Origin of the sequence: Marinoscillum sp. (assembly GCF_040222955.1) — a bacterium.
In the GTDB taxonomy this organism is placed as follows: domain Bacteria; phylum Bacteroidota; class Bacteroidia; order Cytophagales; family Cyclobacteriaceae; genus Marinoscillum.
In genome coordinates this window covers 119,419-144,064 of sequence record NZ_JAVKCA010000021.1, presented here as the reverse complement: position 1 = coordinate 144,064, position 24,646 = coordinate 119,419, and the positions used below count along the sequence as shown (strand labels likewise).

The window sequence follows — 24,646 nt, the reverse complement described above, 5'->3', positions numbered from 1 at the left end:
CTTGCGTGACACGACTTACTCCCATTAAAGACCATTTCTTTATTGCTTTCCCAGAAACAGTCGGGCAAGATGAATTACCAAAGCAATTTGCTGATCCCTTTTCTAATGAACCACACCCGCTTTGTGTTTTAGCTTCGAATGAGCTTCAGCAACACCTGATGGAGCAGGATTGGGAGCACAATTTTGGCCTGGAAAGTGAAAGAACTGAAAACGTGATAGGGAAGATGTTTGGTGTGCTGGTTGTTCGCACCCAGGATGGTGATATTGGATATCTGTCAGCTTTTTCAGGAAAAATGGGAGGGAGGAATCACTACCCGGGCTTTGTGCCGCCAGTGTATGACGGCCTCAAGGAGGGTAGTTTTTTGAACCTGGGTATGCAGGAGCTCACCCGCATCAATCGGGAGATTGAGCAGCTGATGGCATCTAAGCCAACTGGTCATACGGAAGAGGTTGATCGGTTGATGAAGTTGAGGCGGAGCAACTCCATGGCCCTTCAGGACAAGGTATTTGATCATTACCATTTTTTCAACAAGGACGGTGAAGAAAAGAGTCTGAGGGATCTTTTTCCAAATAACCCTCCCGGCGGTGCCGGGGAATGTGCCGGTCCGAAGTTGCTACAATATGCCTTTCTTCATGATATGCAGCCGCTGGCCATGGCAGAATTTTGGTGGGGTCAGTCACCCAAGTCCGGGTTCTGGAAGCATCGTCAGTTTTATCCGGCCTGCCGTCAGAAGTGCGAGCCCATCCTGGTACATATGCTTGAGGGAACGAAAATAGTGGGTAAGGGTAGTCAAATCTCCTCTTGAGTACAGGACTAAAGGCCCTTTAAAAAAGCGACCGTATCTACACCATCAGCGTAATCCCAGACTTCAGGGGTTTGGGCCTGCCCAAAAGGTGTATGCCCATTTCCTACAATACATTGTAGCTTGTCTGCATTTGCTTCTAGTTTGGCCTTCAGGGCTTCGTTGCCCTCATACTCCTCTACATAAAGAACGGAAATAGGGGAAACCAGTTCTTCGGAGGGTTGCCACAGCAGAAAGCCATTGTCGAGGTGCTTCACGCCATTGACCAGCAAGATGGACTTATGATAGTCATAATTGTTGCGGTATTTATTGTGGTCAGCCAGGTAGTTCAGTTCTTCATTGGCTTCAAAAAACGCTTTGGGATCATAATTTTTCGGAACAAATACTTTTGAAACGTTTCGGCAGCCAAGGCCAAAATACCAGAAAATGTCTTTGCCGAGGGCTTTGAGCTGAGTTTCTGTTTCACTACCGTCCAGGATGGCAACCGAGGTTCTGTTTTTTCTAATGACCCTGGGGTGATTGCGAAAGTAATACTCAAAATAGCGGGCTGTGTTGTCGCTGCCTGTCGCAATCAGGGCATCTATTGCGGTCAGTCGATCCCGCACCTCCAGATTCTTTTTAAATCGAGGCTCTATCTCCAGTAACCAATCAATCAGCAATTGTACCAGGTAAGTGTCCTGGCTACTCGTTTTGATTGCCGCGAAATGGCCAGTGATAAGGACCGAGAGAAGATCGTGAAAACCAACCATGGGGATATTACCAGCCATGATGATCCCGGTGATTTTCGGCACCTCAGGAGAGAGTGGTTCATAGGGCTCCAGCCACTGCTGTAGTTTGTCCTTTTCCAGCATAAATGCAATGCCTTCAAAGGCCCTCGAAAGATTTTCTTCGGTAAACCACTGGTTATGCAACTGAGCCCTTCGGGCATATTCTTCCATAGAATCGTTGGAAATCGCCCGAATTTTGTCCCCTAATATTGAAAATGCTTCAATTCTTTCCGATAACGTCATTTAATTGTCAGTTACTTTTGTGCGCAAACTTATTGTAGATAATTTTGTTGACTGTTGTTGTACAACATAAATAGTAGATAGAATGGCAATTATGATCACAGACGAATGCATCAATTGTGGTGCATGCGAACCAGAATGCCCTAACACGGCCATCTATGAAGGTGGTGTTGAATGGAAATGGTCTGACGGTACTGATCTGAAAGAGGTAGAAATGGAGGATGGATCTGTCATTGACGGATCTGAGACTCAGGAACCTGTTTCAGACGAGTTTTATTACATCGTTTCAGGAAAGTGTACGGAGTGTACGGGCTTTCATGAAGAACCGCAGTGTGCCGCTGTCTGTCCCGTGGATTGTTGTGTTCCCGATCCTGATTACGAAGAAACAGAAGAAGAGCTGACCGCTAAAAAAGAGTGGTTACACGTTTAAAATACATTCACATTAAGCGGCTCTTCCAGAGCCGCTTTTTTTTTGACATACCTGGTCAGAAGCTGTGATGAGTTCAAGTGGAAATTTGAAATTTGGTTAGCTTTTGGCCGCTGTGCCAGGTCGATCAGGGTATTAGCTGAGTAGGTTGGGCGCTTTTGAACCTCGAGCCTCTTTATTGGTTAAAGCTCATTTCGCGGACGGGCTTTTGCAGCACCTTGTTATCAGGGAATTCCTGACCAATGACCTCTTCAAAATTATTGATGAAGTCTCTGAAATGTTTTTTGGCACAATCTTCATTTCTGGTGACAAGAAAGAGTGATCGTTCCAATCCATTTTTTCCGATAGGTTTGAAAATCAAATCTCTTTGAGGGCTGATGTGTTTTTGTGTCCACTTTGGGATGCAGGTGATTCCCATGTTGGCATTAATCATTTCCAGGCAGACTTCCGTCAGAGGAATAGCGCTGATTTTCCTTGGCAAAACGCCATTGGGTTTGAGGTAGGTTTTATACACAGAGACGGTTTCCAGAGGGAAAGAGTGGATGAACAAATGCTGGTCATGAAAGTCTCTGGCTTCAAGGTGTTGCTGCTGACTTAGCGGATTTTCTCTGTGCATGACTGCAAATAGCTCATCTTGCAAAACTTCAATGCTCGATAGTGATTCCAGTGTTGGCTGGGAGGTCACAATGGCCATATCCACTTCATAAGAATGTAGTTTGGATAGAGGTCTGTGGGTAGCGTCCAATATAAGATCAATTGATACCTGGGGATAAAGTGCTGACATTCTTTGGAGGAAAGTGGGGAAGAGGAGGTAAAATGAATAGCATTCACAGCTCACCCTGATCTTGCCGCCTGCATTTTTGTTTAAGTGTTTGATCTGCCTGAGTTTTTCATCCACTGAATTCAAGACGGATGTGGCCAGGTGATACAGCTCCAGTCCTTCCTCTGTGAGCTCCCATTCTTTCCGGCTTCTGATGAAGATTTTAGCGCCCAGGTTTTCCTCAAGTGCTCGCAATTGATGACTCAAGGCTGATTGTGTGAGAAAAAGTCTCTCTGCTGAATTGGCAATATTACCCTCATCGGCAATCGTCTTTATGAGTCTGAAGTGCTTGAGTTCCATCACCCAAAAGTATGGAATTTGAGGAGGTTTTTGGTTGATTAAATTTCAACTCTGAGTCAAATTTTGTTCAATGATACCTAGGAAGCCCGGAGCAGGAGTCGGATAATTTTGCCGACTCAAGGATGGATCATGGTTAAAAAACGAATTCAACGAAATATCAGAGTGGTTAGGTACGTGATCTACAAAGAGACCCTTGTAGACTGGCACGAGCATGCATGGTCGTTTATAGGTTCGTTTATGGGCATAGGCCTGGTGGCCTGGATTCAGGCCGCACACTTCGAGGGGGTAGACGGGGTATTCCTGATCGGTTCATTCGGAGCTTCCGGCGTGCTCATCTACGGTGCTATCCAGAGTCCCCTGGCACAGCCTAGAAATTTGATCGGAGGACATGTTTTGTCGGCTTGCATAGGGGTAGCTGTGAGTCAGGTTTGTGGCGACTATGTTTCACTAGGAGCACCTTTGGCCGTGGCTTTGTCAATTATCCTTATGCAGATTACCAAAACGATGCATCCTCCTGGAGGAGCCACGGCCTTAATTGCTGTTATCGGGTCTGAGGACATTTTAAATCTGGGTTGGCGTTATATACTCTTCCCTGTTTTGAGTGGCGCACTTATCCTTCTCATTGTAGCGTTTGTTTTTAATAATATTACTTCTAAAAGGCGCTATCCGACCAATTCTCGGTTTACCAGGGTATTCAAGAAAACCATACTGATGCCATTCAAATCCAATTCACTTTAAGCATACCCCAAAAACGGATCATCGCATCCGTTTTCTTTTGATCAGGTATGCACCCAGTATCTTTTCGAAGGGTTCGGAAATATCAGCTTCCACCAGGTCTATTTTGTAGCTTCCGCATCTGATTTTCAGATCCTGGTACAGCTGGCTCATTTGCTGTTTATAGCGATCTTTGATTTCTCTCGGGTTGAGTTTAATCGTCTCGTTGGTTTCCAGATCGATAAACCGGTGTGGTCTGTCATCAAATTCGAATTCCAGCTCGGTCTTATGATCTGAGACGTGGAAGATCAGTACTTCGTGCTTGTTGTGTTTAAGGTGCTGGAGGGCTCCAAATATTTCATCCAGGTCGTTCGATTTTTGGAACATATCACTGAAAAGGATCACCAGAGATCTCTTGTGGATCTTGTCTGCGATTTGATGCAGTACATTAGCCACATTGGTTGTTGCTTTTCCCGGTGTGCCGAGGAGGTCACTAAGCTGCGTGAGAAGCTGATTCAGATGTGTTTTGGTCGATTTAAGAGCTGACTGGTAGAGGATTTCATCTGAGAATGTGGTGAGCCCTACGGCATCACGCTGCGAGGTGAGGAGGTGTGCCAGAGATGCAGCACAAAGTACCGAAAACCTGATTTTATCCAGTCCTGGCTTGGGGTAGTACATGGAATTGGATACATCCAGCAGAATCTGCGCACGCAGATTCGTTTCCTCTTCGAATTGTTTGGTGTACAACCTGTCTGTACGTGCGTAGACTTTCCAGTCTACGTGGCGTGTGCTCTCGCCAAAGTTGTAAAGTTTATGTTCGGCAAATTCTACAGAGAATCCATGATAGGGTGACTTATGGAGGCCGGTGATAAATCCCTCCACGAGTTGTCTGGCCAGAAGGTCCAGGCTTTCGAACTGCTTAATGTCTGCCAGGCGTATGCTCATTAATTTGATTATTAACGGACTTTGATTGTATTTCTCGCATCAAAGAAAGCTTCTTTTTTATTCAAAGAGTAAAATATGCCGTTTGCATTTGTCATTTTTTAAATGCTATATTTAAATGCTATTTCGAGATACTTTGTAGCTAGAACTTAAAAAAACAACAAACTTTAAGAATTGTGGAAGAGAATAAGGAAAAAGGGAGAGACGAAATTTATTCTGAGAGAGTAAGAGCGGGTAAGAGGACTTACTTTTTTGATGTGAAGTCTACTCGATCAAATGACTACTACCTGACCATCACAGAGAGCAAAAGGAGGTTTAAGGACGATGGTTTTTTCTATGAAAAGCACAAGATTTTCCTTTACAAAGAGGATTTCAACAAATTTGTCGCTGCCCTGAACGAGACTGTGGACCATGTGAAAAATGAGTTGCTTCCGGATGTGGATTTCAGTGAGTTTGACAAAGTACATGAAGATGACGAGGAGACCATTGATGTTTCTTCCGAGGATGATTCTGAACTGAAGTGGGATTAATTCCCAAGGACCTTAATATGATGAGCTCTCAATCTATGGGGGCTTTTTTTATGTTTTTGCGATGAACCGTACATTAGTAGCCATTGGAGTATTTGTGGTATTACTGGGTGTAGCCATCTGGTATTTCTCCAATATTTTCATTTATCTCACCATTTCCCTGGTTCTGGCTACGGTCCTGCGGCCCATGACCAGCCAGATTGTCCGGTTTGAGGTGTTTGGGGGTAAGGTGCCACGTTATATTGCCATTTTCGGATCTTACGCCGTGGTTTTGGGGGTACTCGCTTTGTTCCTTGTGTTGTTTATTCCGCTTATTTCAAATCAGCTGGAGGTACTGGCTTCTTTGGATTTCAGTGTGGTTTTTGATTCACTGGTGCAGCCGGTGCGGTGGGTAGAGACTTTTCTGATCAACAACAGACTTTCTGATGGACCAACAGGGTTTATGGTAGACTCGGTACGCAAAGGCGTGGTGGATTTTATTCACACCATGGATTTTACAGAGATTCTGAATCAACTCATTTCCTTTACCGGAAACTTTTTCATTGGAGTACTGGCGGTCGGATTTATCACTTTTTTTCTTCTTTATGAAAACGGCATTCTCAGGCGACAGGTCATTGCAGTGATCCCCAATAAATATTTTGAGGTGTTCATTTCCGCTTTGTACAAGATTGAGCGCCTGCTTTCCAATTTCCTTTTGGGCATTCTCTTTCAGATGATCTCCATCTTTTCAATCGCCTCTGTGGGTCTTTCCATTGTAGGGGTCAATTACGCCCTCACCATTGCTGTATTTGCAGCCATAGCCAATCTGATTCCCTATCTGGGACCATTGCTCGGTGGGATTTTCGGCATTGCGGTGGCGGTGAGTACCTCAGGTGACTTTACTTTCAATAATGACACACTGATTCTTATAGCCAAGGTTTTCTCGGTATTTGCCGTGGTGCAGGCCATTGATAACCTGGTACTACAGCCACTTATTTTCTCTAAAAGTGTAAAAGCACACCCATTAGAAATTTTTGTCATTATTTTTGTGGGCGCAACCATCGCAGGGATTCCGGGCATGATTGGGGCGATACCGGTCTATACCGTTTTAAGGGTCTCATCTACAGAGATTTATGCCGGATTTAATCAATATAGAGTTTTTAAAATCAAGAGTTAGATTATGGGGTTAAGGTGTGGAATTGTTGGGCTTCCGAATGTTGGAAAATCCACTTTATTTAATGCGCTTTCGAATGCAAAGGCCGAAGCGGCCAATTTCCCTTTTTGTACCATCGAGCCCAATGTGGGGGTGATCACCGTGCCGGATGAGCGATTGGATATATTGAAAGGGCTGGTGAGCCCTGAACGTGTGGTGCCTACCGTCATAGAGTTTGTAGACATAGCCGGGTTGGTAAAAGGAGCCAGCAAGGGAGAGGGATTGGGCAATCAGTTTCTGGCCAATATCCGGGAAGTGGATGCCATCATTCATGTGGTGCGCTGCTTTGAAAACGACAATATTATCCATGTGGAAGGCCGTGTAGACCCTGTGGATGACAAAGAAGTAATAGATACTGAGCTGCAGCTCCGTGACCTGGACTCAGTGGATAAGCGTATTGCCAGAGTGGAGAAGATCGCCAAAGGTGGTGATGCCAAGGCTAAGAAGGAGTACGAGGTATTGGTTCAGTTCAAAAAGCACCTGGAATCTGGTCGGAATGCCCGTTCCCTGGAGATGGAAAAGGAGGACCGAGTGTTGGTTAAAGAACTTCAGCTCCTGACAGATAAGCCCATCATTTATGTGGCCAATGTGGAAGAAGAAAACGTGAATTCGGGTAATCAATACAGCCAAAAGCTGGAGGAAAATGTGGCCAATGAAAATGCTGAAGTGGTGAGAGTGTCTGCTGCGCTGGAAGCACAGATCGCTGAGTTTGAGGATGAAGATGATAAGCTGATGTTTTTGGAGGAGTATGGTCTGAAGGAATCAGGGCTTAATCGCCTGATCAAGGCGGCTTATTCATTACTGGACCTGATCACCTACTTTACTGCTGGTGTGCAGGAGGTCAGGGCCTGGACAATCAAGAGAGGGTGGAAGGCACCTCAGGCTGCGGGTGTGATTCACACAGATTTTGAGCGGGGATTCATTAAAGCTGAAGTCATCAAATTGGAGAATTATCAGCAATATGGCTCCGAACAAGCTTGTAAAGAGGCTGGGAAACTCTCTATAGAAGGTAAAGAATATGTGGTGCTGGACGGAGATGTTATGCACTTCCGTTTCAATGTTTAATTTTTTATACCACATTCTAAACAAAAACCACTTTCTGCCTGTTTTCTGATCAGTTAATATAATTTTTTTTAATTGCGATCAGATGCGGGTCAGAATTACGTTTAAGGTCAACAACCGTGGTGGGTTGGTGCCTTTTCATCACCAATATTTAATATCAGAGGTTTTTAGGGATATTCTTCAGCGTGAATCCAGGGAAGAGCTGAAAAACTATCCCTTCTTTAGCTTTTCGGGGATCAAAGGCCAAACGAGGCTGAGTAAAGCAGGCCTTCATTATAACTCACGGAGGGTGACCATTGTCGTTTCTTCACCCAGTGCTGATTTTATAGAACAGCTGGTCGAAGCTGTCTTTAAGAACAATGAAATCCAGCTTGGTGCACTCAACCTCACACCGGAGATGGCCGAGGAGGAGCTGTCCGTTACACTCAATAGAGAAACGAAATTCATCTGTATTTCACCTATTGTGACTAATGATGACTTTCAGGATCCAAACCATAAGGGGTTTATAGAACCTTCCGACAATGACTTTTCGGATCAGCTTTACGACTCTACCATCTCACGAATGACTGAGTTTGGTATAGATACAGATGCCATCTCTGAGGTGCACAAATTCCAGTTGGTGCCAGACGAAGACTACCTCAATAAACTCCGTGCTTCCAACAAGAAATTTTCCAGAATTTACCCGGTGTACCACCAGGGTGAGCAGATGGAAGCCAGGGGTTATACTTTTCCCTTCACACTTTTCGCTGCTCCCGAAATTCAGGATTTCATCTTCACTTGTGGGCTGGGAACCTGCTGTTCCATGGGGTTCGGCATGTTAGACCTGGTTAATTCTGACCCTACGGAGCGCACAGTACCCTACAAATCAGCGGATTCATTAATTTCCACTTGATACCCTGCGGTACCCAATGAGTTCGTCAAAGTTGTTAAATGGATCTCTGTAATAAAACAGAATTTCATAGTCATTGGCCGTTTGGTAATGGCTTCCCTCCAGTTTGTAATGCGGAAGATTGTCTGATTTTAGCCAGTAGAAGTAATCATAGTACCCCTGCTTTAGCCACAGCCATCCCCTGTAACTCTGCGTGGCCTCATCATAGCTCATCATATTTTGTGGTGTGAGGTTCCAGTTGTTGAATCCTCCGGCTATGTATACTTCACCCTCCAGTTTTTCAGACTGTAGTTCAAAATAGACCTGTGCATATTCACTTTGCAATGGCCCGTCATTGGGGTCTTTGTTTTCCAAAAAGAAGCCACCATTCAGGTCGTTGATGAGTTGTGAATAGGCCTGCCCATGTCTGCTTTTATCCAATCCCAGAAAGGCCTGGATCTGATCAGTCTCTTTCCTCACGTTTACCACGTTCATCCCCCGATAGTCAATTGACCTGAGGTCAAAAAACCTGAATTCATTGAGCGCAGGAAAGTTATTTTCACCATTGAAATGCCTGTATTCAAGGTAGTTTTGATCGGCCCGCATGAGGGTGGGCTGCAGCCCGGTGATGGGTGTATGCCAGTTATGGTTTTGCAATAACACTACTTTGAATTCCCGCAGTGGGTTGGGGTTGTCAATCTGCTGATACCTGATCCCAAAGGATAATTGGTGATTGGTATTGCGCTGGGAAACAGTGGCACTGGGTGTAAATTCTATATCAATCTGTGCTCGTTGGTCAAATACAAGAAACCTTCTGGTAAAAAGTACGTTTTTCCGATCATTCTCACGGTATATCACCAGAAGATAATTGCCGGATTTGTCAGGGACTGGTAGGTCAGCCTGGTAATTGACATAGGGTATTCTCGTGTTGGACGAGTAGTTGTATTGGTTGATCGGAAACTCATTGTAGGTGCTTAGAAACTGCAGATCTGTCAACCGCGATGGTGTCCAGTCAGCGTTGCAATGGACGTAGCGGGCATTGAGATAGGAAGTATTCTGTTCGAGCAAGTCGAACACCAAACTGAGGCCGTCTGAACCGAGCGCTATCACCGGATAGTCCAGGCTGGCTTGTTCATCAGTGGAGCGGGGATAGAGCTGTACCATGCCGATGTTGTCTTCATATTCAGCATTGTCATAGAGAATGGTTTTCTGATTGGCGGTGTCTGTATAAGAAACTGGCACACAATTGGCTAGCAGGAGACCAATCGCAAGTAGTGATAGATATTTCATAAATTTGTTAACTGCGGTTACAACGTTTTGTAAGTTATCAGAGTCTATAATCAAAAGTTAAACTGAATGGCATTCAGTGATGAAGAGTTAATTAAGGCCTGTTGCAAGGGAGAACGGACTGCTCAGCAGAATCTGTATAAAAAATACAGCGGACAGATGTATGCTGTCGCTTTGCGCTATTCCAAAATGCAGCAAGAGGCGGAAGATATCCTTCAGGAGGCTTTTCTGAAAGTTTTTCAGAATATAAATAACTTCAGACAAGACTCTTCACTGGTTTACTGGATTAAGCGAATAGTGGTGAATACGGCACTCAATCATCAGCGGAGCAAACTCTATCTCTATCCCATGGTGGATGTTGGCGATCTTAAGAATCGTTTTACCGAAAACCTTACCATTACCGGAATCAATCACAAGGAATTATTAGAAATGATCAAAAAATTACCCTCTGGGTGTCAGGTGATTTTTAACCTGTATGCCATTGAGGGGTATAAGCATCATGAGATTGCAGACCTCCTGGGAATCAGTGAGGGTACAAGTAAGTCTCAGTATGCAAGAGCCAAGAGCTTATTGAAAGAGTGGATATTGAAGAGTGACGTGATACATTATGATAGGGCAGGAGAACTCTGACGGTCAATTTGAGCAAGAATGGAAGGAGGTATTTGGTGATGCAAGCCAGACACCCCCTGATGCCGTGTGGAATGAAATCGACCGTAAACTGGCTTATGCCGAGCTTTCGGTTTACAAAGCAAAAGCGTCCATCTACAGGTGGGCAGTGGCGGCTGTCTTGCTGTTGGCAGCCTCTCTTGGCACTTTACAGTATTGGTACTTTCAGCAAAGGCAGGATTATCAGTTGGCAATTAATGTAGACAAACCCGATCCGCGGAAAGAGGTCTATTCGATACGTATTCCCGAATCATTTGGGGAAAGAGCGACAGTTTCAGCTGTTTCAGCTGTGGATCATGAAGGAAGTCACCAATCTGACTCCAGGGCATCATTGCTCATAGCCAATGAACAAGAGGATGAGGGATCAGACCAGAGTTACCTCCGCGAGGTTTTTGAGGAGCTGCCTTTGACCAAACTGAAACCAGAAGTGTCTATCGCCGCTAATTATTCCGGGAGGCGATTGTATTTGCTGCCGGTTTACCATTTCGAGCAAAAGCGAAAATCCGATAAGGACAATAAGTACTGGGCTGGACTTAGCCTGGGGTCTGGTGGTTTCGATCCTAATTTCCAATCAACGGGGGGGAGTCTGCTGGCCAGCAATCTGGATGTGGCCAGTGCGGGATTCAGTCTTTCAAGTGAGGAAGCCATTGATAGCCAGTCCCCATCAGTTCGCGAGGGTATGCTGCCAGGCGAGTCGGTTTCACTTGGCGTGAATTTCGGATTGAAATTGAGCGACAGGTGGACGTTGGAGAGTGGGGTGCAGTACGCACGTGCAGATGCCACCACTCAGACCAATGTGGTGATTCAAACTTCAACTTTTCAGGAAGTGATTCCTGCTACCAGTCAGGTAAGAAGTGTTCAGCAATTTGAGCAAGCGATTGAGCGCCAGGAAGTGGTGGAATATGATTACAGAGATGTTAATTTGAAGAATGAATTTCAGTTCACCTCGGTCCCGGTGAAGGCGGGTTACCTCGTGTTAAATAGTAAATTCAAGCTGGAACTGAACGCAGGTGTGATTGCCAATTTTTACATGGGCAATAAACTCTCAGGTTCTGATTCTGAAATTGCCGGGCTGACGATTGGTCCCGGTTCCGAATCACCTTATCGGGAGGTGAGCTTTAGCGGCTTGGCAGGTGTTGAGTTTGGATATCAGTTGTTGAAGAATTTTGACCTGGTGATAGAGCCGAATTATAGAAGATCGATCAACTCACTCACTAAAGAGAACACCTCGTTTAGCACCAATCCTTCCGGATTTGGGCTACTTACCGGAGTTCGATACAATTTTAACTGAGTATAATACAACCTTTTGTATATTTGCAGTGTCCTAAAAGTCAAAACGTCTTAGTCCGTCATGAAAACTACACAAGTTCAAACTCCCAAAGGAGAGGAAACAGCAAAACAAGATTTGTTTAAGCTCTCCACACTCACACTTATTATTATGATCATTTTGTCCCTGCTCTATATGGGTTGATCATGGTAAATTTCATCGGCATATCCTGATGGATGTGCCGTAAATCCCTGAAATTAACCGAATACTCATTTTAATGTAACCTCAGGGTTGGGGATAAGTATTTCATAGGGCCAACGTTCTCTATGAAGACCCAACTCAACCCAAGATGAAATCAGTCCGTCTAATTTGCATTCTGGCATTGCTATGCGGTGAGCTTTACGCTCAGTCGGATGCTCAACTCAGATCTTATGAAACCACCATGGTTCAGTCTCCGCCGGTCATTGATGGGAGACTGGATGATGCAGCATGGGATTTGGTGGATTGGGCTGGTGACTTTATACAACGACAGCCGGAAGATGGTGCTGCACCCTCTCAGGATACCAAATTCAAGATTTTGTACGATGCCAAGTACTTGTATGTTGGGATTCGTGCATTTGACCTGGAGCCTGATAAGGTGGTCCGCAGGATGTCTCGAAGGGATGGCTTTGAGGGTGATTTTGTCGAAATCAACATTGACAGTTACAGTGACAAGCGGACTGCATTTAGCTTTACAGCATCAGCCTCCGGTGTGAAAGGGGAGGAATATGTTTCCAACAATGGAGATGACTGGGATTCTACCTGGGATCCCATTTGGTACCTGAAGACCAGCCTGGATGATCAGGGTTGGATTGCTGAATTTAAAATCCCTCTTTCTCAGTTGCGTTTTGCGGATAAGGAAGAGCATGTTTGGGGCATTCAGGTGATGCGAATGCTCTTTAGAAAACAGGAGCGATCTTACTGGCAGCCGATTGCTCAGGATGCACCGGGCTGGGTCCACCTGTTTGGGGAACTACGGGGAATCCGGGGCATTAAACCTCAGAAGCAGCTCGAAATCCAGCCCTACCTGCTGGGTAAAATGGAGAAGTCTCCAGCTGAGGAAGGCAATCCATACGCTACGGGATCACAGTCTGATTTGGACGTGGGAGTAGATGCTAAAATTGGGCTGACAAGTGACATTACTTTGGACCTCACCATCAATCCCGATTTTGGTCAGGTAGAGGCCGACCCCTCCCGGGTGAATCTTTCGGCATTTCAATTATTTTTTCAGGAGCGCAGACCGTTCTTTTTAGAAGGGAAGAATACGCTCAACTTCGGCCTCACGGAATCTGTGGCCGGTGGTCAGTTCAATAATGACAATCTTTTCTATTCCAGAAGGATCGGGGGCTCCCCGTCATACTTTCCCTCCGATGAGGATATTGAGTATGTAGATCGCTTTGAGAAAACCAGGATTTTGGGAGCAGCCAAGGTCACGGGTAAGAATAAGAACGGTTTTTCATGGGGACTGCTGGAATCGGTGACCAACAAGGAAATGGTTGAGGTGCAGGATACCCTGGGAGGCAGGAGAGAAGTGGCCGTGGAGCCGATGACCAACTATGTGGTGGGGCGCGTGCAGCAGGACATCAACCAGGGAAATGCCTTGATAGGCGCCATGTTCACCGCTACCAACAGAAGGTTGGATGAAGATCATTTTAGCTATTTACACAAAAGTGCCTACTCGGGCGGGGTGGACTTTACACAAAACTTTGACGACCGAAACTATTACCTCTCACTGAATGCTGTGGTCAGTAATGTGAATGGAGATGAAGAAGCCATCTACAATACACAAACGTCCTCTGAGCGCTACTTTCAGCGACCGGATAATAGGAGAAAGGGCGTGGATTCTACCCGAACCTCGCTATCGGGTACGTCTGCAACGGCGGCAATTGGGAAACGCAATGGGAACCTTATTTTTCAGACGGGTGGTACCATGCGCTCACCTGGTGTAGAACTCAACGATGTGGGGTTTCTGGTACAGTCTGATTATATCTCTCAATGGACTTGGGCGCAGTACCGGATTCTTAAACCCTTCAGTATATTTCGGTGGGTAAGATTCAATGGCAATCAGTACCTCACCTGGGATTTTGGAGGAGTCAATCTCCAGAAGGCGATAAATTTCAATACCCACGCTCAGTTCAAAAACATGTGGTACATCGGGGGCGGCACTACCTTGTCTGGTGAGAGTAGATCAAACGCGGACCTGAGGGGCGGGCCTGCCCTGCGCTACCCGGGCACCAGGGAATACTGGGGGTATATGGGAACAAACGATCAGAAGAAGCTTTACTTTGAAATGAACCCCTGGATTTCTTCCGGGCAGGAAAACTACTACAAAGGTGGAGGTATTTTTACTAGCCTCAGGTATCAGCCGACTGATGCCCTGCGCCTGTCTGTTTCTCCTTCAGTAGACTGGAATGACAATAGTCTCCAATATGTAGATAGCTATGAAACCACTGAGGAAAATTACATACTGGCCAGAATCAAACAGGTAACCTATAGTGCTTCAGTGCGGGCCAACTATATCATCACGCCCAATTTGTCTGTAGAGTACTGGGGACAGCCGTTTATTTCCAGCGGTGAGTACAGTGATTTTAAGAAAGTACTTAGCCCCAATTCGGCCTACTTTGAGGAGCGACATGTGTCCCTTCGCGCAGATCAGATTTATTACTCTAACGAGTCTGAAAGTTACTTCATAGATGAAAACAGAGATGGAACCACAGAAGCAGAGTTGAGTGACCCCAACTTTAACTTTATGCAGTTTCGATCCAATTTTGTGGTGAGGTGGGAGTACATCCCGGGCTCCACACTTTTTGTGGTGTGGACCTCCAGCGCTTTCGATTCGCACAATTCACGGGAAAACAGGTTTAGTCACCTGGCCACCGACCTGAAACAGGCCGATGGGACCAATATTTTCCTCATTAAGTATACCTACAGATTTGTCCTCTAGGCTAAAGACCGTATTCCAGCCGCATCAGGGCTTCTATGAAGTAGTAATCGGCATAAGTCAGTGGTACATCTACCTCACTGTTGGCAGGTAAATGCCCTACACAGTGCGTGATGATAAACTGACCATTCTTACCAGCTTCAGTGGTGTAGTTGGAAGTGAGGTTGGTCAGGATTTCTTCAGCGAGCTTTAGATAGCCGTTATTGGGCGCATAGTTATCCAACTCAATCAATGCCGAGGCCATTATAGCTGCGGCTGAGGCATCTCGTTTGGCATCTTTTTCCCCATCGAAATCCCAGAGTGGAATTTTGTCTTCGGGTAGGTTTGGATGTGAGCGTATGAAGTCTGCTATTTTCACGGCCTGCTCAAGGTATTTTTCATCTTTGGTTTCCCGATAGGTGGCCGTGTATCCATAAAGCCCCCAGGCCTGGCCTCTGGCCCAGGCAGACTCATCATGCAGACCCTGAGCGGTTCTCTTTTGTTTTACTGCTCCGGTAGAGTCATAGTTGAGTACGTGATAGGAGCTGTTGTCGGCTCTGAAGTGATTTTTGAGCGTGGTGTTGGCGTGAGTGACAGCAATGTTATAAAAGGAGCTGTCACCCGTTTCTTTGGTGGCCCAGAAGAGTAATTCCAGGTTCATCATGTTGTCAATGATGACTATGAAATCCTCAGGTTTGGAGTCCCATGACCGAATGCACCCCGTGGCAGGAGAAAAGCGGGTGGATAGAGACTTGGCGCTGTTGATCAGTATGTCCCTGTAGGTGGCCTGAGGGTTGAGTCTGTTGGCATTCCCAAAGCTACAGTACATCATAAACCCCAGGTCATGAGTACTGGTATTGTACTGCTCTTTTTCCAGCAGCGTCAGCATCCGATTGGCCTCTTTCAGTAGCGAGGAGTCTTCCGTGACTTCATAAAGATAAAGGAGTGTGCCGGGGTAGAAGCCACTGCACCACCACTCCGAATTGCTGGTGGTGAATGAACCGTTTTCATACGATCTTGGAAATTCACCTTCTCCAAGTTGTTTTTGCATTCCTTTATATTGAGTTACCGCAAGCCTGATGTTTTGATCTAGGAGAGAACCCTCTTGAGTGGCAGGTGGGTTGCATTGTGCGGCCAGTAGCCCCAGAAGTGTTAAAGTCAGTAATTGTTTCATTAGCTGGATTGAGTTGTTGGGTTTGATTTCGGTGGTAGGAATATCTCTGTGGGTTGTCTACCCAATTGGATTTCCAAAATGAAAAGATGATAGATTTCATCCGGATTGCAAAGAGTTGGATGGCAGAAATGACGATTTTCTCACAGGGTTCCCAAATCCGCATGTCCCGAGGTGCTTGATTCATTGATGATTTAGGTCATATAAAGACATTTAGTGCCGTCATAGACGCATTTTGTATCCCTTGGCCTATAGCGTAACCATCTATTTTTGTTCGAAATAACAGATGGTTAAAATGAGAAGCTTTTTACTGGCCACAATAATGGGATTTATGTTTTCATGTACACCGGCACAGACCGACGAAAATTTCGACAAGTCGAATGTAGATGAATTAATCAGGCAAATGACCCTGGAAGAAAAGGTTCACATGCTCCATGGTAAAGGTAAATTTACCTCTGCTGGCGTGGAGCGACTGGGTGTGCCGGATTTGAAATCCGCAGATGGTCCACTGGGCGTACGTGAGGAGATTCAGAATGACAGTTGGGCTCCGGCAGGCTGGAACAACGACTTTGCTACCTTCTTTCCAGCGGGTGGTGGGCTTTCTTCTACCTGGAACCTCGATTTGGTGCGACGCTATAGTGTGGCCATGGGGGAGGAAGCCAGAGCCAGAGAAAAGGATGTGCTTTTGGCTCCTGCCGTTAACCTTATTCGTTCACCTCTGGGTGGAAGAAACTTTGAATACTTTACTGAAGATCCATTTCTAAACAAAAAGCTGGTGGTACCCTTTGTGCAAGGGCTTCAGGCCAACGACGTGGCCTCGTGTGTGAAACATTATGCTATCAACAATCAGGAGACCCTCAGAGGTACCATAGATGTGCAGGCCGACGAGCGTACCATCCGGGAGATGTATTTACCCGTATTCGAGGCGGCAGTGAAGGAGGGCAATGCGTACTCTGTAATGAGTGCCTATAATCGTTTCAGAGGGGCCTATTTGTCTGAGAATGATTATATGCTCAATACCATCCTTCGTGACGAATGGGGCTTCAAGGGCTTTGTGATGTCTGACTGGGGTGCGGTGCATTCTACCAAAGAGTCTGCCCTGTATGGATTGGATATAGAGATGGGAACCGAAATCGATAATTATGATGACTGGTTTTTCTCTAAAGCCCTGATAGCTGCCGTGCAGAATGGCGAGGTACCCGAATCCGTAATAGATGATAAAGTGAGAAATATCCTTTATGTGATGGAGGAGATTCACGCGATCGGTTCTGCACCCCGGGCCAAGGGTGCACTGAATACCCCTGACCACCTTCAGGTGGCTTACGAAGTGGCTTCAGAGTCGGTGGTGTTGCTGAAAAATGCGAACAATGCTTTGCCGTTGAAGTCTTCCGGGATTAAGAGCATTGCTGTTATAGGCGATAACGCAAAAAGGAAACACGCCAATCAGGGATTTGGTGCTGGAGTAAAAACCAAAACGGAAGTGACTCCATACGACGCGTTGGTGTCGAGCTATCCTGACATCAAGATCAATTATGCACAGGGATACAAGGAACAATACCTCAAAAACGATCTCAATCGCTCATGGGGGCTTCCTGTGGACTATGAAGCTAATGAGCAGCTGGTAGCAGAGGCCGTGGCAGCGGCTCAGGCCTCAGATGTGGCGATTGTGTTTGCGGGCTCCAACCGTTTGGTAGAGACCGAAGCGGAGGACAGAAAAGGACTCAGGTTACCATTTGGTCAGGAGGCATTGATCAAAGCTGTGAAAGCAGCTAATCCAAATACCATTGTGGTGATCATTGCGGGTTCGCCTCATGATTTATCTGAGATTGACGCTACAGTGGATGGTCTGGTATGGTCATGGTTTAACGGATCCAGGGCCGGAGACGCCATTGTTGATGTGCTTTTTGGAGAAGTGAACCCAAGTGGGAAATTACCTGTGACCTTCCCCAAAAGGCTAGAGGACTCTCCGGCACACGCCACCAATAGCTTCCCTGGCGGGCCGGACGTAGTAACATATGATGAGGGCATCCTGATAGGCTATCGATGGTTTGATACCCATGACGTTGAGCCCTTTTATCCATTTGGTTATGGATTGTCCTACACCAGTTTTGAATATTCGGATTTAAAAACAGACAAATCTTCATACGCTCTCGATGAGATCATCCAAGTATCTCTGAAAGTAAAAAATACCGGGGCTGTGGATGGTAAGGAAACCATTCAGCTGTATACCAGTAAGCCTGAATCAGCCATTCAGCGTGCCGCCAGAGAGCTCAAAGGGTTTGGTAAAATTGCCCTGAAAGCAGGTGAAGAAAAGGTCATATCCATAGAAATCCCGGTCAGGGAGCTGGCTTTCTATGACGTGAAAGCAAAAGATTGGTCTGTGGAGCCAGGTAGCTATTACGTGGCATCCGGCACTTCTTCAAGAGATTTGAGAGGGACGGTGTCTTTCTCAGTAGAGTAATTTTTTTGGTTTAGTAGTTTTAGGTTAGAATAAATCCGGGGTGGTTCCCGGATTTTTTTTACTGTTTATGTCAAAGCTGGTCAACATGCTGAATACGGTTTTGTGGCGTTCTTTTTATTTTTGGTCCGCAAAGGGCAAAAGTCGATATAAAATTTATCGTTTGAGCTGCCCGCACTATTTTTGCACCCAATCAAAAAAGAACCCAAGTATGTCTGATAAACCAATTACCTCATTTATTGAAAAGCATTTTCTTCATTTTAATTCGGCAGCCCTGCACGATGCAGCCAAAGGTTATAAACAACACCTGGAAAGTGGAAAGAAAATGCTGATCTCCCTGGCCGGAGCCATGAGTACTGGTGAGCTGGGGATTTCCCTTTCGGAAATGATCAGACAGGATAAGGTTCAAATCATCTCCTGTACAGGTGCTAACCTGGAGGAGGATATTATGAACCTGGTGGCTCACAGCCATTATAAAAGAATTCCTAATTATAGAGACCTCACTCCGGAGCAGGAGCGTGAGTTGCTGGATCAGGGCCTCAACCGGGTGACTGACACCTGTATTCCTGAGGAAGAGGCTTTCAGGAGGATTCAACAACATATTGTGAAGATATGGAAGGATGCCGAGGCGAAGGGAGAGCGATACTTCCCGCATGAGTTTATGTACAAACTGCTGGATTCGGGCATGCTGGATGAATACCATGAAATCGATCCTAAGAACAGCTGGATGATCGCTGCCAAGGATAGAAACCTTCCTATGGTAGTTCCGGGCTGGGAAGACTCCACTATGGGGAATATTTTCGCTTCTTACTGTGTGAAGGGTGAGTTGAACCCGCGCACCATGAAATCCGGAATAGAGTACATGACCTACCTGGCAGACTGGTACCTGGAGAATGCAGGCACAGAAGGCATTGGATTCTTTCAGATCGGTGGTGGCATAGCCGGCGATTTTCCGATTTGTGTGGTGCCGATGCTTTATCAGGATTTGGAGAAAACTGATGTGCCTTTCTGGAGCTATTTCTGTCAGATTTCAGACTCTACCACGAGCTACGGTTCGTACAGTGGGGCGGTTCCCAATGAGAAAATTACCTGGGGAAAACTGGATATTGATACCCCAAAGTTCATTGTGGAGTCAGATGCGACCATTGTCGCTCCACTCATTTTTGGATATGTCCTGGGTTGGTAATTAATTACTGTCTTTCGGCTCCAGCTGACCCTTCATAAAGAGATTGTACTCCTCGCAGGTGAGATAAGGCTCACCTGCCGAGTAGGGGCAGGTTTTGTAGATCAGGTCAAAAGGACCTTGCTTGATCACTACACCCTGACCTCTGCAAACCGGACAGATCATCTTTTCTAACCCCCCACAGTCATAGTCCTCACCGCTCAGGTCAGACTTCAGCTCAGCAGTATTTTGTTGGGCTATTTTCAGGTATTCCTCTTCTGATAACTGGAGGTATTTCACAGCTTCATCATAAAACCGACCCTGTGTGCCCTTGAGCTGGATATATTTATTGAGCCAGTTGATGCTTTGTTTGTATTTATCCAGATGGAAGCTGTTTTTCCCAAAATAAAATGCCAGGTCTGATGGGAGGGCCGTCATATGTTTGAGTACGTACAGGTATACCTCATTGGCCTCTTCATATTTACCTTGCTCCATCAGTTCGGCGGCCTGATCCATTTTGGCGTACATCTGACTTTCTACAGGAGATTGCGCGAGCAGTGGAGTGGAAATGGTTAGTAAAATGAGAATTGAGAATAGCTTCATGGGTAGTCTTTCTGAAACGTAAATATGCCCAATTTAATTGCCCTTTAGAAGTTTTGATGTCACAAAACCTAACCTCCATTCGTTTGAATTAGCGCCCTAATCCAGCTAACTTCGTAAGAAAAAGACGCAATGTGATGGAAAGAACATTAACCCAAAACAAAATGACCCCAAACGAAACAGATTTTTTACCAATCAATGGCACGGACTATCTTGAAATCTATGTCGGTAATTGTAAGCAGGCAGCTCATTACTATAAGACCGCCTTTGGCTTTCAGGACCTTGCCTATGCAGGCCTGCAAACAGGGCTGAAGGACCGGGAATCCTATGTGCTGGTGCAGGATAAAATCCGATTGGTGCTTACCTCACCTCTGAAATCAGGCACTGATATCGGTCGGCATATTGATCAGCATGGTGATGGTGTGAAAATTGTAGCCCTGTGGGTAGATGATGCCCGCAAATCTTACGAGGAAACCACTGCCAGAGGTGCCAAGTCCTACATGGAACCAGTGGTGGAAAAGGATGAGCACGGTGAGGTGGTGAAAGCCGGAATATATACCTATGGCGAAACCGTTCACATGTTTGTGGAAAGAAAGAATTATAAGGGAGTTTTTCTTCCTGGTTATGTGGAGTGGAAGACAGCGTACGAACCATCCGCTATTGGCCTGAAATATGTAGACCATATGGTAGGCAATGTGGGCTGGGGAGAGATGAACACCTGGGTGAAATTTTATGCGGATGTGATGGGGTTTTCTCAGCTGGTATCGTTCGACGATAAGGACATCTCCACAGAATATACCGCCCTCATGAGTAAGGTGATGAGCAATGGAAATGGCCGGATTAAGTTCCCGATCAATGAGCCTGCAGAGGGTAAGAAGAAGTCTCAGATTGAAGAATACCTTGATTTTTATGAAGGGTCTGGTATTCAGCACATCGCGGTGGCTACTGACAATATCATTGAGACAGTGACGGCACTAAGAGACAGGGGCGTGGAGTTCTTGAGAGTTCCTGCAATGTATTACGATGACTTGCTGGATAGAGTGGGGGAAATAGACGAGGACCTGAGCCCGCTACGCGATCTGGGAATACTCGTGGACAGGGACGATGAAGGCTACCTGCTCCAGATTTTCACCAAGCCAATTGAGCCCAGGCCAACCATGTTTTTCGAAATCATTCAGAGAAAAGGGGCCAAGTCTTTTGGCAAAGGAAACTTCAAAGCCTTGTTCGAAGCGATAGAGCGTGAGCAGGAAATCAGAGGAACATTATAATAATATAGTGGGGTTTTTTCGTTTTGAGCGGAAAGACCCCAATTGGTGTATGATTTATAAAGTAGTAATTTTTTCGTTTTTCGTTTTTGGTTTGGTGGTATGCGGCTCTGGCCAGTCCACCCGGGATGTGAGTGCTCCCAGGCCTCCTTCTGCCAGGTATCAGTCTACTAAGAAGGAGAAAAAGGCGTTTTTTCTTTTCAAGGTATTTAAAAAGAAAGATCGTCAGCTCACAGGAGAGGAGGAGATCGCAGAATTCAGAAAGCGCATAGCCAACACCACACGAAAAAAGGCGAAGATGGAGAAGAAAGCGTCCAAGCCGCAGTATGCTGATCCACTCTATTTTGGACACAAGAAACCTCCGAAAAAACGCCCGAATGGCAAGAAGAAATTCTGTAAGGAATGCGGATTGACACACTAAGCTGATCACAACATGAACCCACTGGCCCGATTTATAGAATCCACCAATCTCAATCCGCAAATGACTGGGAAGGATGTGGATTTTTTGGTGAGTGAGGCTAAAGATTTACAGGTTTTGGGAGTGTGTGTACCGCCCTTCTGGGTGAAGCGGGCATCCCGCGAAATTGCCACTGCCGATCTGCAACTGGTGACCGTCATAGGGTTCCCCCTGGGCTATCAGATGACCGAAACCAAAGTGGAAGAGGCACGCCTGGCACTGAGAGATGGCGCTAATGAGCTTGATCTGGTCATGAATATTTCAGCATTCAAAGATGGAATGCCCTGGCCCAAAGTGGAGTTTGCCAGGATGTCCAAATTAGCGCATGAACACGAGGCATTACTCAAGGTGATCATCGAGGTGGCTTACCTGAGTGATGAGGAAATCTGTAAGGCCGCAAGACTTTGTGCCGATGCAGGAGTGGATTTTGTGAAGACCTCTACCGGCTTTGCCCGCGGCGGTGAGGCTACTGTGGAGCACATCAGCCTTTTGAGGGCTACGCTCCCCTCCAGCGTGGGTATTAAGGCTTCAGCAGGCATCAAGACAAAGGCTCAGGTTGAGGACCTTTTAGAAGCAGGAGCAGATAGAATTGGCACCTCCAGTGCCAGGAATATTTTAATGACGTAATCTCATGGCTTTAGAAATCAGGTGTTATGGAAAGGTGCAGGGAGTGTTTTTCAGAGCTTCTACCAAGAATCATGCAGACGATCTGAGATTGAAAGGCTGGGTGCAGAACGAGGTGGAAGGTTCCGTCTTGATTCATGCAGAGGGGGATGCCGGAAAACTGGCAGAACTAATCGAATGGTGTAAAGAGGGTCCGCAGTTTGCAGTAGTTAACCGGGTGGAGTCATGGGAAGCTCCTGATGAGGATTATCCTTCATTCGAGATCAGACAACGCTGATATCAGGCAGTTTTGAGGGTTTTATTTCTGGTGATGCGCAGGTTGAAGTGTCCCAATATAATTTTTCGCATCCCATAGTAGAGAAATTTGGTGTTGGTGCCTTGCTGCAGGATGCATGCCTTCAGAATGGCCCGATAGATCTCAGGTTGTGTACAGAAATGCTGAACCCATTTTTCAAAGTTTTCAGACCAGTTTTCCGCATAAACTTCGTAGTGGCTACGGCCATCCCAGATGATTTCCAGCTGATTATTTCCCTTTTCGTAGCGATAAATCGCCGCCAGGATTTCGTAGAGTTCTTCAAGTAGGGAGGTATCGTATTTTTCTATGCTTTTGAGCCGTAGAATAAAGTCATCCACAAGCCCCATAGGATTTTCCAGGGCCATATAACTATCAAAGGCGATTTCCACCCAACGCTGCAGGAGCTGAGGTTCCACGAATCCCTGGGCCGCCCTGAGTATTGAATTTTTGTCCTGATCGAAGTATTTATCCTGGTAAAGCATAAAAAAAGGGAATGGTCAAAAACCACTCCCCAAAGATATTGAATATGTTTTTAATTAGTTTGCCGCTAGGGTAAAGATCCACGCACCGTTAAATCCTGCCGCTCTTGCACTGGCGTCAGTAATGGTGAATGAAAGCGTTAACGTAGTAGGCGCGTCCGGATTGTCCAGAGTAGCTTGTACTGTGATGCCATCACTTCTCAGGATGGTACCAGTGTCAGCGGACTCATCTTCTCCATCAAATGTCCAGCTCAAACCAGAACCCCAAACATCGCTGGCACCTTCGTTAGAAGGAACTCCGTTTACAGAGTAGCCGCCAATGTCAGATTCTGAATTGTAGGTGAATCCAATGGTGAAACCATCCCACTCGGTACGATTTTCGGTATCCTTGGTCACAGAAGTAGGAGACCACGTTTTAGAAAGTGCCATTCCCACAGCATCTCTTGGATCGTCTTTTTCAGACTTCTTCTTCTTTTTACAAGAAACGAAAACAATTAAAGAACAAAATACTAAGGCAGTTAGTAGTTGAGTGATTCTTTTCATAGAGTGATTTTTGTCAAATTTAGTTAAGACAGTTGCAAATTATTGAAAAATAAGAATTTTATATCACTTTACCCAGAAGAATATTGGAGAATTATCTTAACGGATAGGTTGGATATCTAAAGTCAAACGCAGGGAGGTAACATATATTGTTGCTACTTGAAATTTTCAATAGAGATGATGTGATTTGCTCCGGCATATTCCTGTGGCTGGTTGGAAGCGATGATCATGGTCTGTTCACTGGATATTTTCTGAAGCATGGAGAGGTACCAGTCCGTGCCATCCTGATCCAGATTGGAAGTGGGTTCGTCTAGCAGGAGTAGGGAGGATTCGTAAAAAAAAGCCAGCACCAGTCTTAGACGCTGTTTCATTCCTGAAGAGAAATCCCTGACCAACTTACCCTCAGCACCTGTGAGGTGACTAAGTGAGAGCATCTCTTCATGTGAACACAGCGCTTTTTTGAATTTGCTATGAAAAGCCAGGTGTTCCTTTAGGGTGAATTCTTCCAGAAGGTTAAGGTAGGGCGCCGCAAAACCAAATTGCGTTTGTATATCCCCTCGGTTGTCTCCATAGGTCACCTTGCCCTGAGAGGGGGTAAGATAACCACCCAAAACCTTTAGCAGGGTAGATTTGCCCGATCCATTGTGACCGGTGATGGCGATGGTATCTCCAGGATTAATCTCAAAATCGAGGTGTCGGAAAACCCATTCGCGGTTGTATTTTTTACCAAGGTCAGTGAGCGTGATTTTCATCT

25 protein-coding genes are annotated in these 24,646 nt (G+C 45.8%); 16 read left to right on the top strand and 9 right to left on the bottom strand.

The features are described 5' to 3' along the window. Positions 1–5: 5 nt before the first annotated feature. Complete coding sequence (locus RIH33_RS18375) at positions 6–806, top strand: pseudouridylate synthase (RefSeq protein WP_406652756.1); 801 nt, start codon at positions 6–8, stop codon at positions 804–806. Between the two features lie 8 nt (positions 807–814). On the opposite strand, the gene RIH33_RS18370 is transcribed toward RIH33_RS18375, so the two are convergent. Then, the gene (locus RIH33_RS18370) at positions 815–1,813 is read right to left on the bottom strand and encodes an acyl-CoA reductase (protein WP_406652754.1); all 999 of its coding nucleotides are present in this window, start codon (positions 1,811–1,813) and stop codon (positions 815–817) included. An 82-nt stretch (positions 1,814–1,895) separates the two neighbouring features. Between RIH33_RS18370 and RIH33_RS18365 the strand changes: the two genes are divergently transcribed. Next, positions 1,896–2,240 carry a 4Fe-4S dicluster domain-containing protein gene (locus RIH33_RS18365; RefSeq protein WP_159581301.1) on the top strand — a complete coding sequence of 115 codons (345 nt, stop codon included), beginning with the start codon at positions 1,896–1,898 and terminating at the stop codon, positions 2,238–2,240. Positions 2,241–2,412: 172 nt separating this feature from the next. Here the strand turns inward: RIH33_RS18365 and RIH33_RS18360 are convergent, their stop codons facing one another. Continuing rightward, a complete protein-coding gene (locus tag RIH33_RS18360; protein ID WP_406652753.1) occupies positions 2,413–3,357 on the bottom strand; it encodes a LysR family transcriptional regulator in 945 nt (314 codons plus the stop codon). 129 nt (positions 3,358–3,486) lie between these two features. On the opposite strand from RIH33_RS18360, the gene RIH33_RS18355 reads away from it, so the two are divergent. Further along, the gene (locus tag RIH33_RS18355; RefSeq protein WP_406652751.1) at positions 3,487–4,095 is read left to right on the top strand and encodes an HPP family protein; all 609 of its coding nucleotides are present in this window, start codon (positions 3,487–3,489) and stop codon (positions 4,093–4,095) included. Between the two features lie 18 nt (positions 4,096–4,113). Here the strand turns inward: RIH33_RS18355 and RIH33_RS18350 are convergent, their stop codons facing one another. Beyond that, positions 4,114–5,016: a DUF58 domain-containing protein gene (locus RIH33_RS18350; protein WP_406652750.1), complete on the bottom strand. Its 903-nt coding sequence runs from the start codon at positions 5,014–5,016 to the stop codon at positions 4,114–4,116. A 173-nt stretch (positions 5,017–5,189) separates the two neighbouring features. Here RIH33_RS18350 and RIH33_RS18345 point away from each other — a divergent pair, with 173 nt between their 5' ends. From RIH33_RS18345 to cas6, 4 genes are all read left to right on the top strand, one after another. Continuing rightward, positions 5,190–5,543, top strand: coding sequence for a DUF3276 family protein (locus tag RIH33_RS18345; RefSeq protein WP_406652748.1), 354 nt, complete (start codon positions 5,190–5,192; stop codon positions 5,541–5,543). A gap of 61 nt (positions 5,544–5,604) precedes the next feature. Next, positions 5,605–6,696 carry an AI-2E family transporter gene (locus RIH33_RS18340; protein WP_406652746.1) on the top strand — a complete coding sequence of 364 codons (1,092 nt, stop codon included), beginning with the start codon at positions 5,605–5,607 and terminating at the stop codon, positions 6,694–6,696. A 3-nt stretch (positions 6,697–6,699) separates the two neighbouring features. Further along, on the top strand, positions 6,700–7,797 hold the full coding sequence (gene ychF / locus RIH33_RS18335) for a redox-regulated ATPase YchF (protein ID WP_406652745.1): 1,098 nt from the start codon (positions 6,700–6,702) through the stop codon (positions 7,795–7,797). An 82-nt stretch (positions 7,798–7,879) separates the two neighbouring features. Beyond that, positions 7,880–8,686, top strand: a complete 807-nt coding sequence (cas6, locus tag RIH33_RS18330) for a CRISPR-associated endoribonuclease Cas6 (protein WP_406652743.1) — start codon at positions 7,880–7,882, stop codon at positions 8,684–8,686. Here cas6 and RIH33_RS18325 read toward each other — a convergent pair. Next, positions 8,672–9,952 carry a DUF5103 domain-containing protein gene (locus tag RIH33_RS18325; protein ID WP_406652741.1) on the bottom strand — a complete coding sequence of 427 codons (1,281 nt, stop codon included), beginning with the start codon at positions 9,950–9,952 and terminating at the stop codon, positions 8,672–8,674. The genes cas6 and RIH33_RS18325 overlap by 15 nt on opposite strands. Before the next feature lie 66 nt (positions 9,953–10,018). On the opposite strand from RIH33_RS18325, the gene RIH33_RS18320 reads away from it, so the two are divergent. From RIH33_RS18320 to RIH33_RS18310, 3 genes are all read left to right on the top strand, one after another. After that, positions 10,019–10,579: an RNA polymerase sigma factor gene (locus tag RIH33_RS18320; protein ID WP_406652740.1), complete on the top strand. Its 561-nt coding sequence runs from the start codon at positions 10,019–10,021 to the stop codon at positions 10,577–10,579. Further along, positions 10,557–11,906, top strand: coding sequence for a hypothetical protein (locus RIH33_RS18315; protein ID WP_406652738.1), 1,350 nt, complete (start codon positions 10,557–10,559; stop codon positions 11,904–11,906). The genes RIH33_RS18320 and RIH33_RS18315 overlap by 23 nt, the downstream gene beginning before the upstream one ends. Before the next feature lie 325 nt (positions 11,907–12,231). Continuing rightward, a complete protein-coding gene (locus RIH33_RS18310; protein ID WP_406652737.1) occupies positions 12,232–14,865 on the top strand; it encodes a DUF5916 domain-containing protein in 2,634 nt (877 codons plus the stop codon). Between the two features lies 1 nt (position 14,866). Here RIH33_RS18310 and RIH33_RS18305 read toward each other — a convergent pair whose 3' ends face one another. Continuing rightward, complete coding sequence (locus RIH33_RS18305; RefSeq protein WP_406652735.1) at positions 14,867–16,015, bottom strand: glycoside hydrolase family 88 protein; 1,149 nt, start codon at positions 16,013–16,015, stop codon at positions 14,867–14,869. A 292-nt stretch (positions 16,016–16,307) separates the two neighbouring features. On the opposite strand from RIH33_RS18305, the gene RIH33_RS18300 reads away from it, so the two are divergent. Both RIH33_RS18300 and RIH33_RS18295 read left to right on the top strand, forming a co-directional pair. Then, positions 16,308–18,473, top strand: coding sequence for a glycoside hydrolase family 3 C-terminal domain-containing protein (locus RIH33_RS18300; protein WP_406652734.1), 2,166 nt, complete (start codon positions 16,308–16,310; stop codon positions 18,471–18,473). Between the two features lie 208 nt (positions 18,474–18,681). Then, on the top strand, positions 18,682–19,656 hold the full coding sequence (locus tag RIH33_RS18295) for a deoxyhypusine synthase family protein (protein ID WP_406652733.1): 975 nt from the start codon (positions 18,682–18,684) through the stop codon (positions 19,654–19,656). On the opposite strand, the gene RIH33_RS18290 is transcribed toward RIH33_RS18295, so the two are convergent. Continuing rightward, complete coding sequence (locus tag RIH33_RS18290) at positions 19,657–20,235, bottom strand: hypothetical protein (protein ID WP_406652731.1); 579 nt, start codon at positions 20,233–20,235, stop codon at positions 19,657–19,659. A gap of 134 nt (positions 20,236–20,369) precedes the next feature. Between RIH33_RS18290 and hppD the strand changes: the two genes are divergently transcribed. From hppD to RIH33_RS18270, 4 genes are read left to right on the top strand one after another with little or no spacing between them, the layout of a single operon-like run. Beyond that, positions 20,370–21,500 (top strand): 4-hydroxyphenylpyruvate dioxygenase, encoded by a 1,131-nt coding sequence (hppD, locus tag RIH33_RS18285; protein WP_406652729.1) that lies wholly within the window; start codon positions 20,370–20,372, stop codon positions 21,498–21,500. 49 nt (positions 21,501–21,549) lie between these two features. Continuing rightward, entirely contained in the window at positions 21,550–21,918 is a 369-nt protein-coding gene (locus RIH33_RS18280; protein WP_406652727.1) for a hypothetical protein, read from the top strand. A 12-nt stretch (positions 21,919–21,930) separates the two neighbouring features. After that, positions 21,931–22,581, top strand: a complete 651-nt coding sequence (gene deoC / locus RIH33_RS18275) for a deoxyribose-phosphate aldolase (RefSeq protein ID WP_406652725.1) — start codon at positions 21,931–21,933, stop codon at positions 22,579–22,581. Positions 22,582–22,585: 4 nt separating this feature from the next. After that, complete coding sequence (locus tag RIH33_RS18270) at positions 22,586–22,855, top strand: acylphosphatase (RefSeq protein WP_406652724.1); 270 nt, start codon at positions 22,586–22,588, stop codon at positions 22,853–22,855. A gap of 2 nt (positions 22,856–22,857) precedes the next feature. Here the strand turns inward: RIH33_RS18270 and RIH33_RS18265 are convergent, their stop codons facing one another. The 3 genes from RIH33_RS18265 to RIH33_RS18255 all read right to left on the bottom strand — a co-directional run bounded on the left by RIH33_RS18265 (position 22,858) and on the right by RIH33_RS18255 (position 24,644). Continuing rightward, positions 22,858–23,355 carry a hypothetical protein gene (locus tag RIH33_RS18265; RefSeq protein WP_406652723.1) on the bottom strand — a complete coding sequence of 166 codons (498 nt, stop codon included), beginning with the start codon at positions 23,353–23,355 and terminating at the stop codon, positions 22,858–22,860. Between the two features lie 54 nt (positions 23,356–23,409). Beyond that, positions 23,410–23,895 carry a hypothetical protein gene (locus RIH33_RS18260; RefSeq protein ID WP_406652722.1) on the bottom strand — a complete coding sequence of 162 codons (486 nt, stop codon included), beginning with the start codon at positions 23,893–23,895 and terminating at the stop codon, positions 23,410–23,412. 152 nt (positions 23,896–24,047) lie between these two features. Next, entirely contained in the window at positions 24,048–24,644 is a 597-nt protein-coding gene (locus RIH33_RS18255; protein WP_406652720.1) for an ATP-binding cassette domain-containing protein, read from the bottom strand. Positions 24,645–24,646: the final 2 nt, after the last annotated feature.

Bases quoted from the DNA above. Each gene is read 5' to 3' on its own strand.
- RIH33_RS18370 (WP_406652754.1), bottom strand. From the start codon at position 1,813: ATGACGTTATCGGAAAGAATTGAAGCATTTTCAATATTAGGGGACAAA.
- RIH33_RS18365 (WP_159581301.1), top strand. From the start codon at position 1,896: ATGGCAATTATGATCACAGACGAATGCATCAATTGTGGTGCATGCGAA.
- RIH33_RS18360 (WP_406652753.1), bottom strand. From the start codon at position 3,357: ATGGAACTCAAGCACTTCAGACTCATAAAGACGATTGCCGATGAGGGT.
- RIH33_RS18355 (WP_406652751.1), top strand. From the start codon at position 3,487: ATGGTTAAAAAACGAATTCAACGAAATATCAGAGTGGTTAGGTACGTG.
- RIH33_RS18350 (WP_406652750.1), bottom strand. From the start codon at position 5,016: ATGAGCATACGCCTGGCAGACATTAAGCAGTTCGAAAGCCTGGACCTT.
- RIH33_RS18340 (WP_406652746.1), top strand. From the start codon at position 5,605: ATGAACCGTACATTAGTAGCCATTGGAGTATTTGTGGTATTACTGGGT.
- ychF (WP_406652745.1), top strand. From the start codon at position 6,700: ATGGGGTTAAGGTGTGGAATTGTTGGGCTTCCGAATGTTGGAAAATCC.
- cas6 (WP_406652743.1), top strand. From the start codon at position 7,880: ATGCGGGTCAGAATTACGTTTAAGGTCAACAACCGTGGTGGGTTGGTG.
- RIH33_RS18325 (WP_406652741.1), bottom strand. From the start codon at position 9,952: ATGAAATATCTATCACTACTTGCGATTGGTCTCCTGCTAGCCAATTGT.
- RIH33_RS18320 (WP_406652740.1), top strand. From the start codon at position 10,019: ATGGCATTCAGTGATGAAGAGTTAATTAAGGCCTGTTGCAAGGGAGAA.
- RIH33_RS18315 (WP_406652738.1), top strand. From the start codon at position 10,557: ATGATAGGGCAGGAGAACTCTGACGGTCAATTTGAGCAAGAATGGAAG.
- RIH33_RS18310 (WP_406652737.1), top strand. From the start codon at position 12,232: ATGAAATCAGTCCGTCTAATTTGCATTCTGGCATTGCTATGCGGTGAG.
- RIH33_RS18305 (WP_406652735.1), bottom strand. From the start codon at position 16,015: ATGAAACAATTACTGACTTTAACACTTCTGGGGCTACTGGCCGCACAA.
- RIH33_RS18300 (WP_406652734.1), top strand. From the start codon at position 16,308: ATGAGAAGCTTTTTACTGGCCACAATAATGGGATTTATGTTTTCATGT.
- RIH33_RS18295 (WP_406652733.1), top strand. From the start codon at position 18,682: ATGTCTGATAAACCAATTACCTCATTTATTGAAAAGCATTTTCTTCAT.
- RIH33_RS18290 (WP_406652731.1), bottom strand. From the start codon at position 20,235: ATGAAGCTATTCTCAATTCTCATTTTACTAACCATTTCCACTCCACTG.
- hppD (WP_406652729.1), top strand. From the start codon at position 20,370: ATGGAAAGAACATTAACCCAAAACAAAATGACCCCAAACGAAACAGAT.
- RIH33_RS18280 (WP_406652727.1), top strand. From the start codon at position 21,550: ATGATTTATAAAGTAGTAATTTTTTCGTTTTTCGTTTTTGGTTTGGTG.
- deoC (WP_406652725.1), top strand. From the start codon at position 21,931: ATGAACCCACTGGCCCGATTTATAGAATCCACCAATCTCAATCCGCAA.
- RIH33_RS18270 (WP_406652724.1), top strand. From the start codon at position 22,586: ATGGCTTTAGAAATCAGGTGTTATGGAAAGGTGCAGGGAGTGTTTTTC.
- RIH33_RS18265 (WP_406652723.1), bottom strand. From the start codon at position 23,355: ATGCTTTACCAGGATAAATACTTCGATCAGGACAAAAATTCAATACTC.
- RIH33_RS18260 (WP_406652722.1), bottom strand. From the start codon at position 23,895: ATGAAAAGAATCACTCAACTACTAACTGCCTTAGTATTTTGTTCTTTA.
- RIH33_RS18255 (WP_406652720.1), bottom strand. From the start codon at position 24,644: ATGAAAATCACGCTCACTGACCTTGGTAAAAAATACAACCGCGAATGG.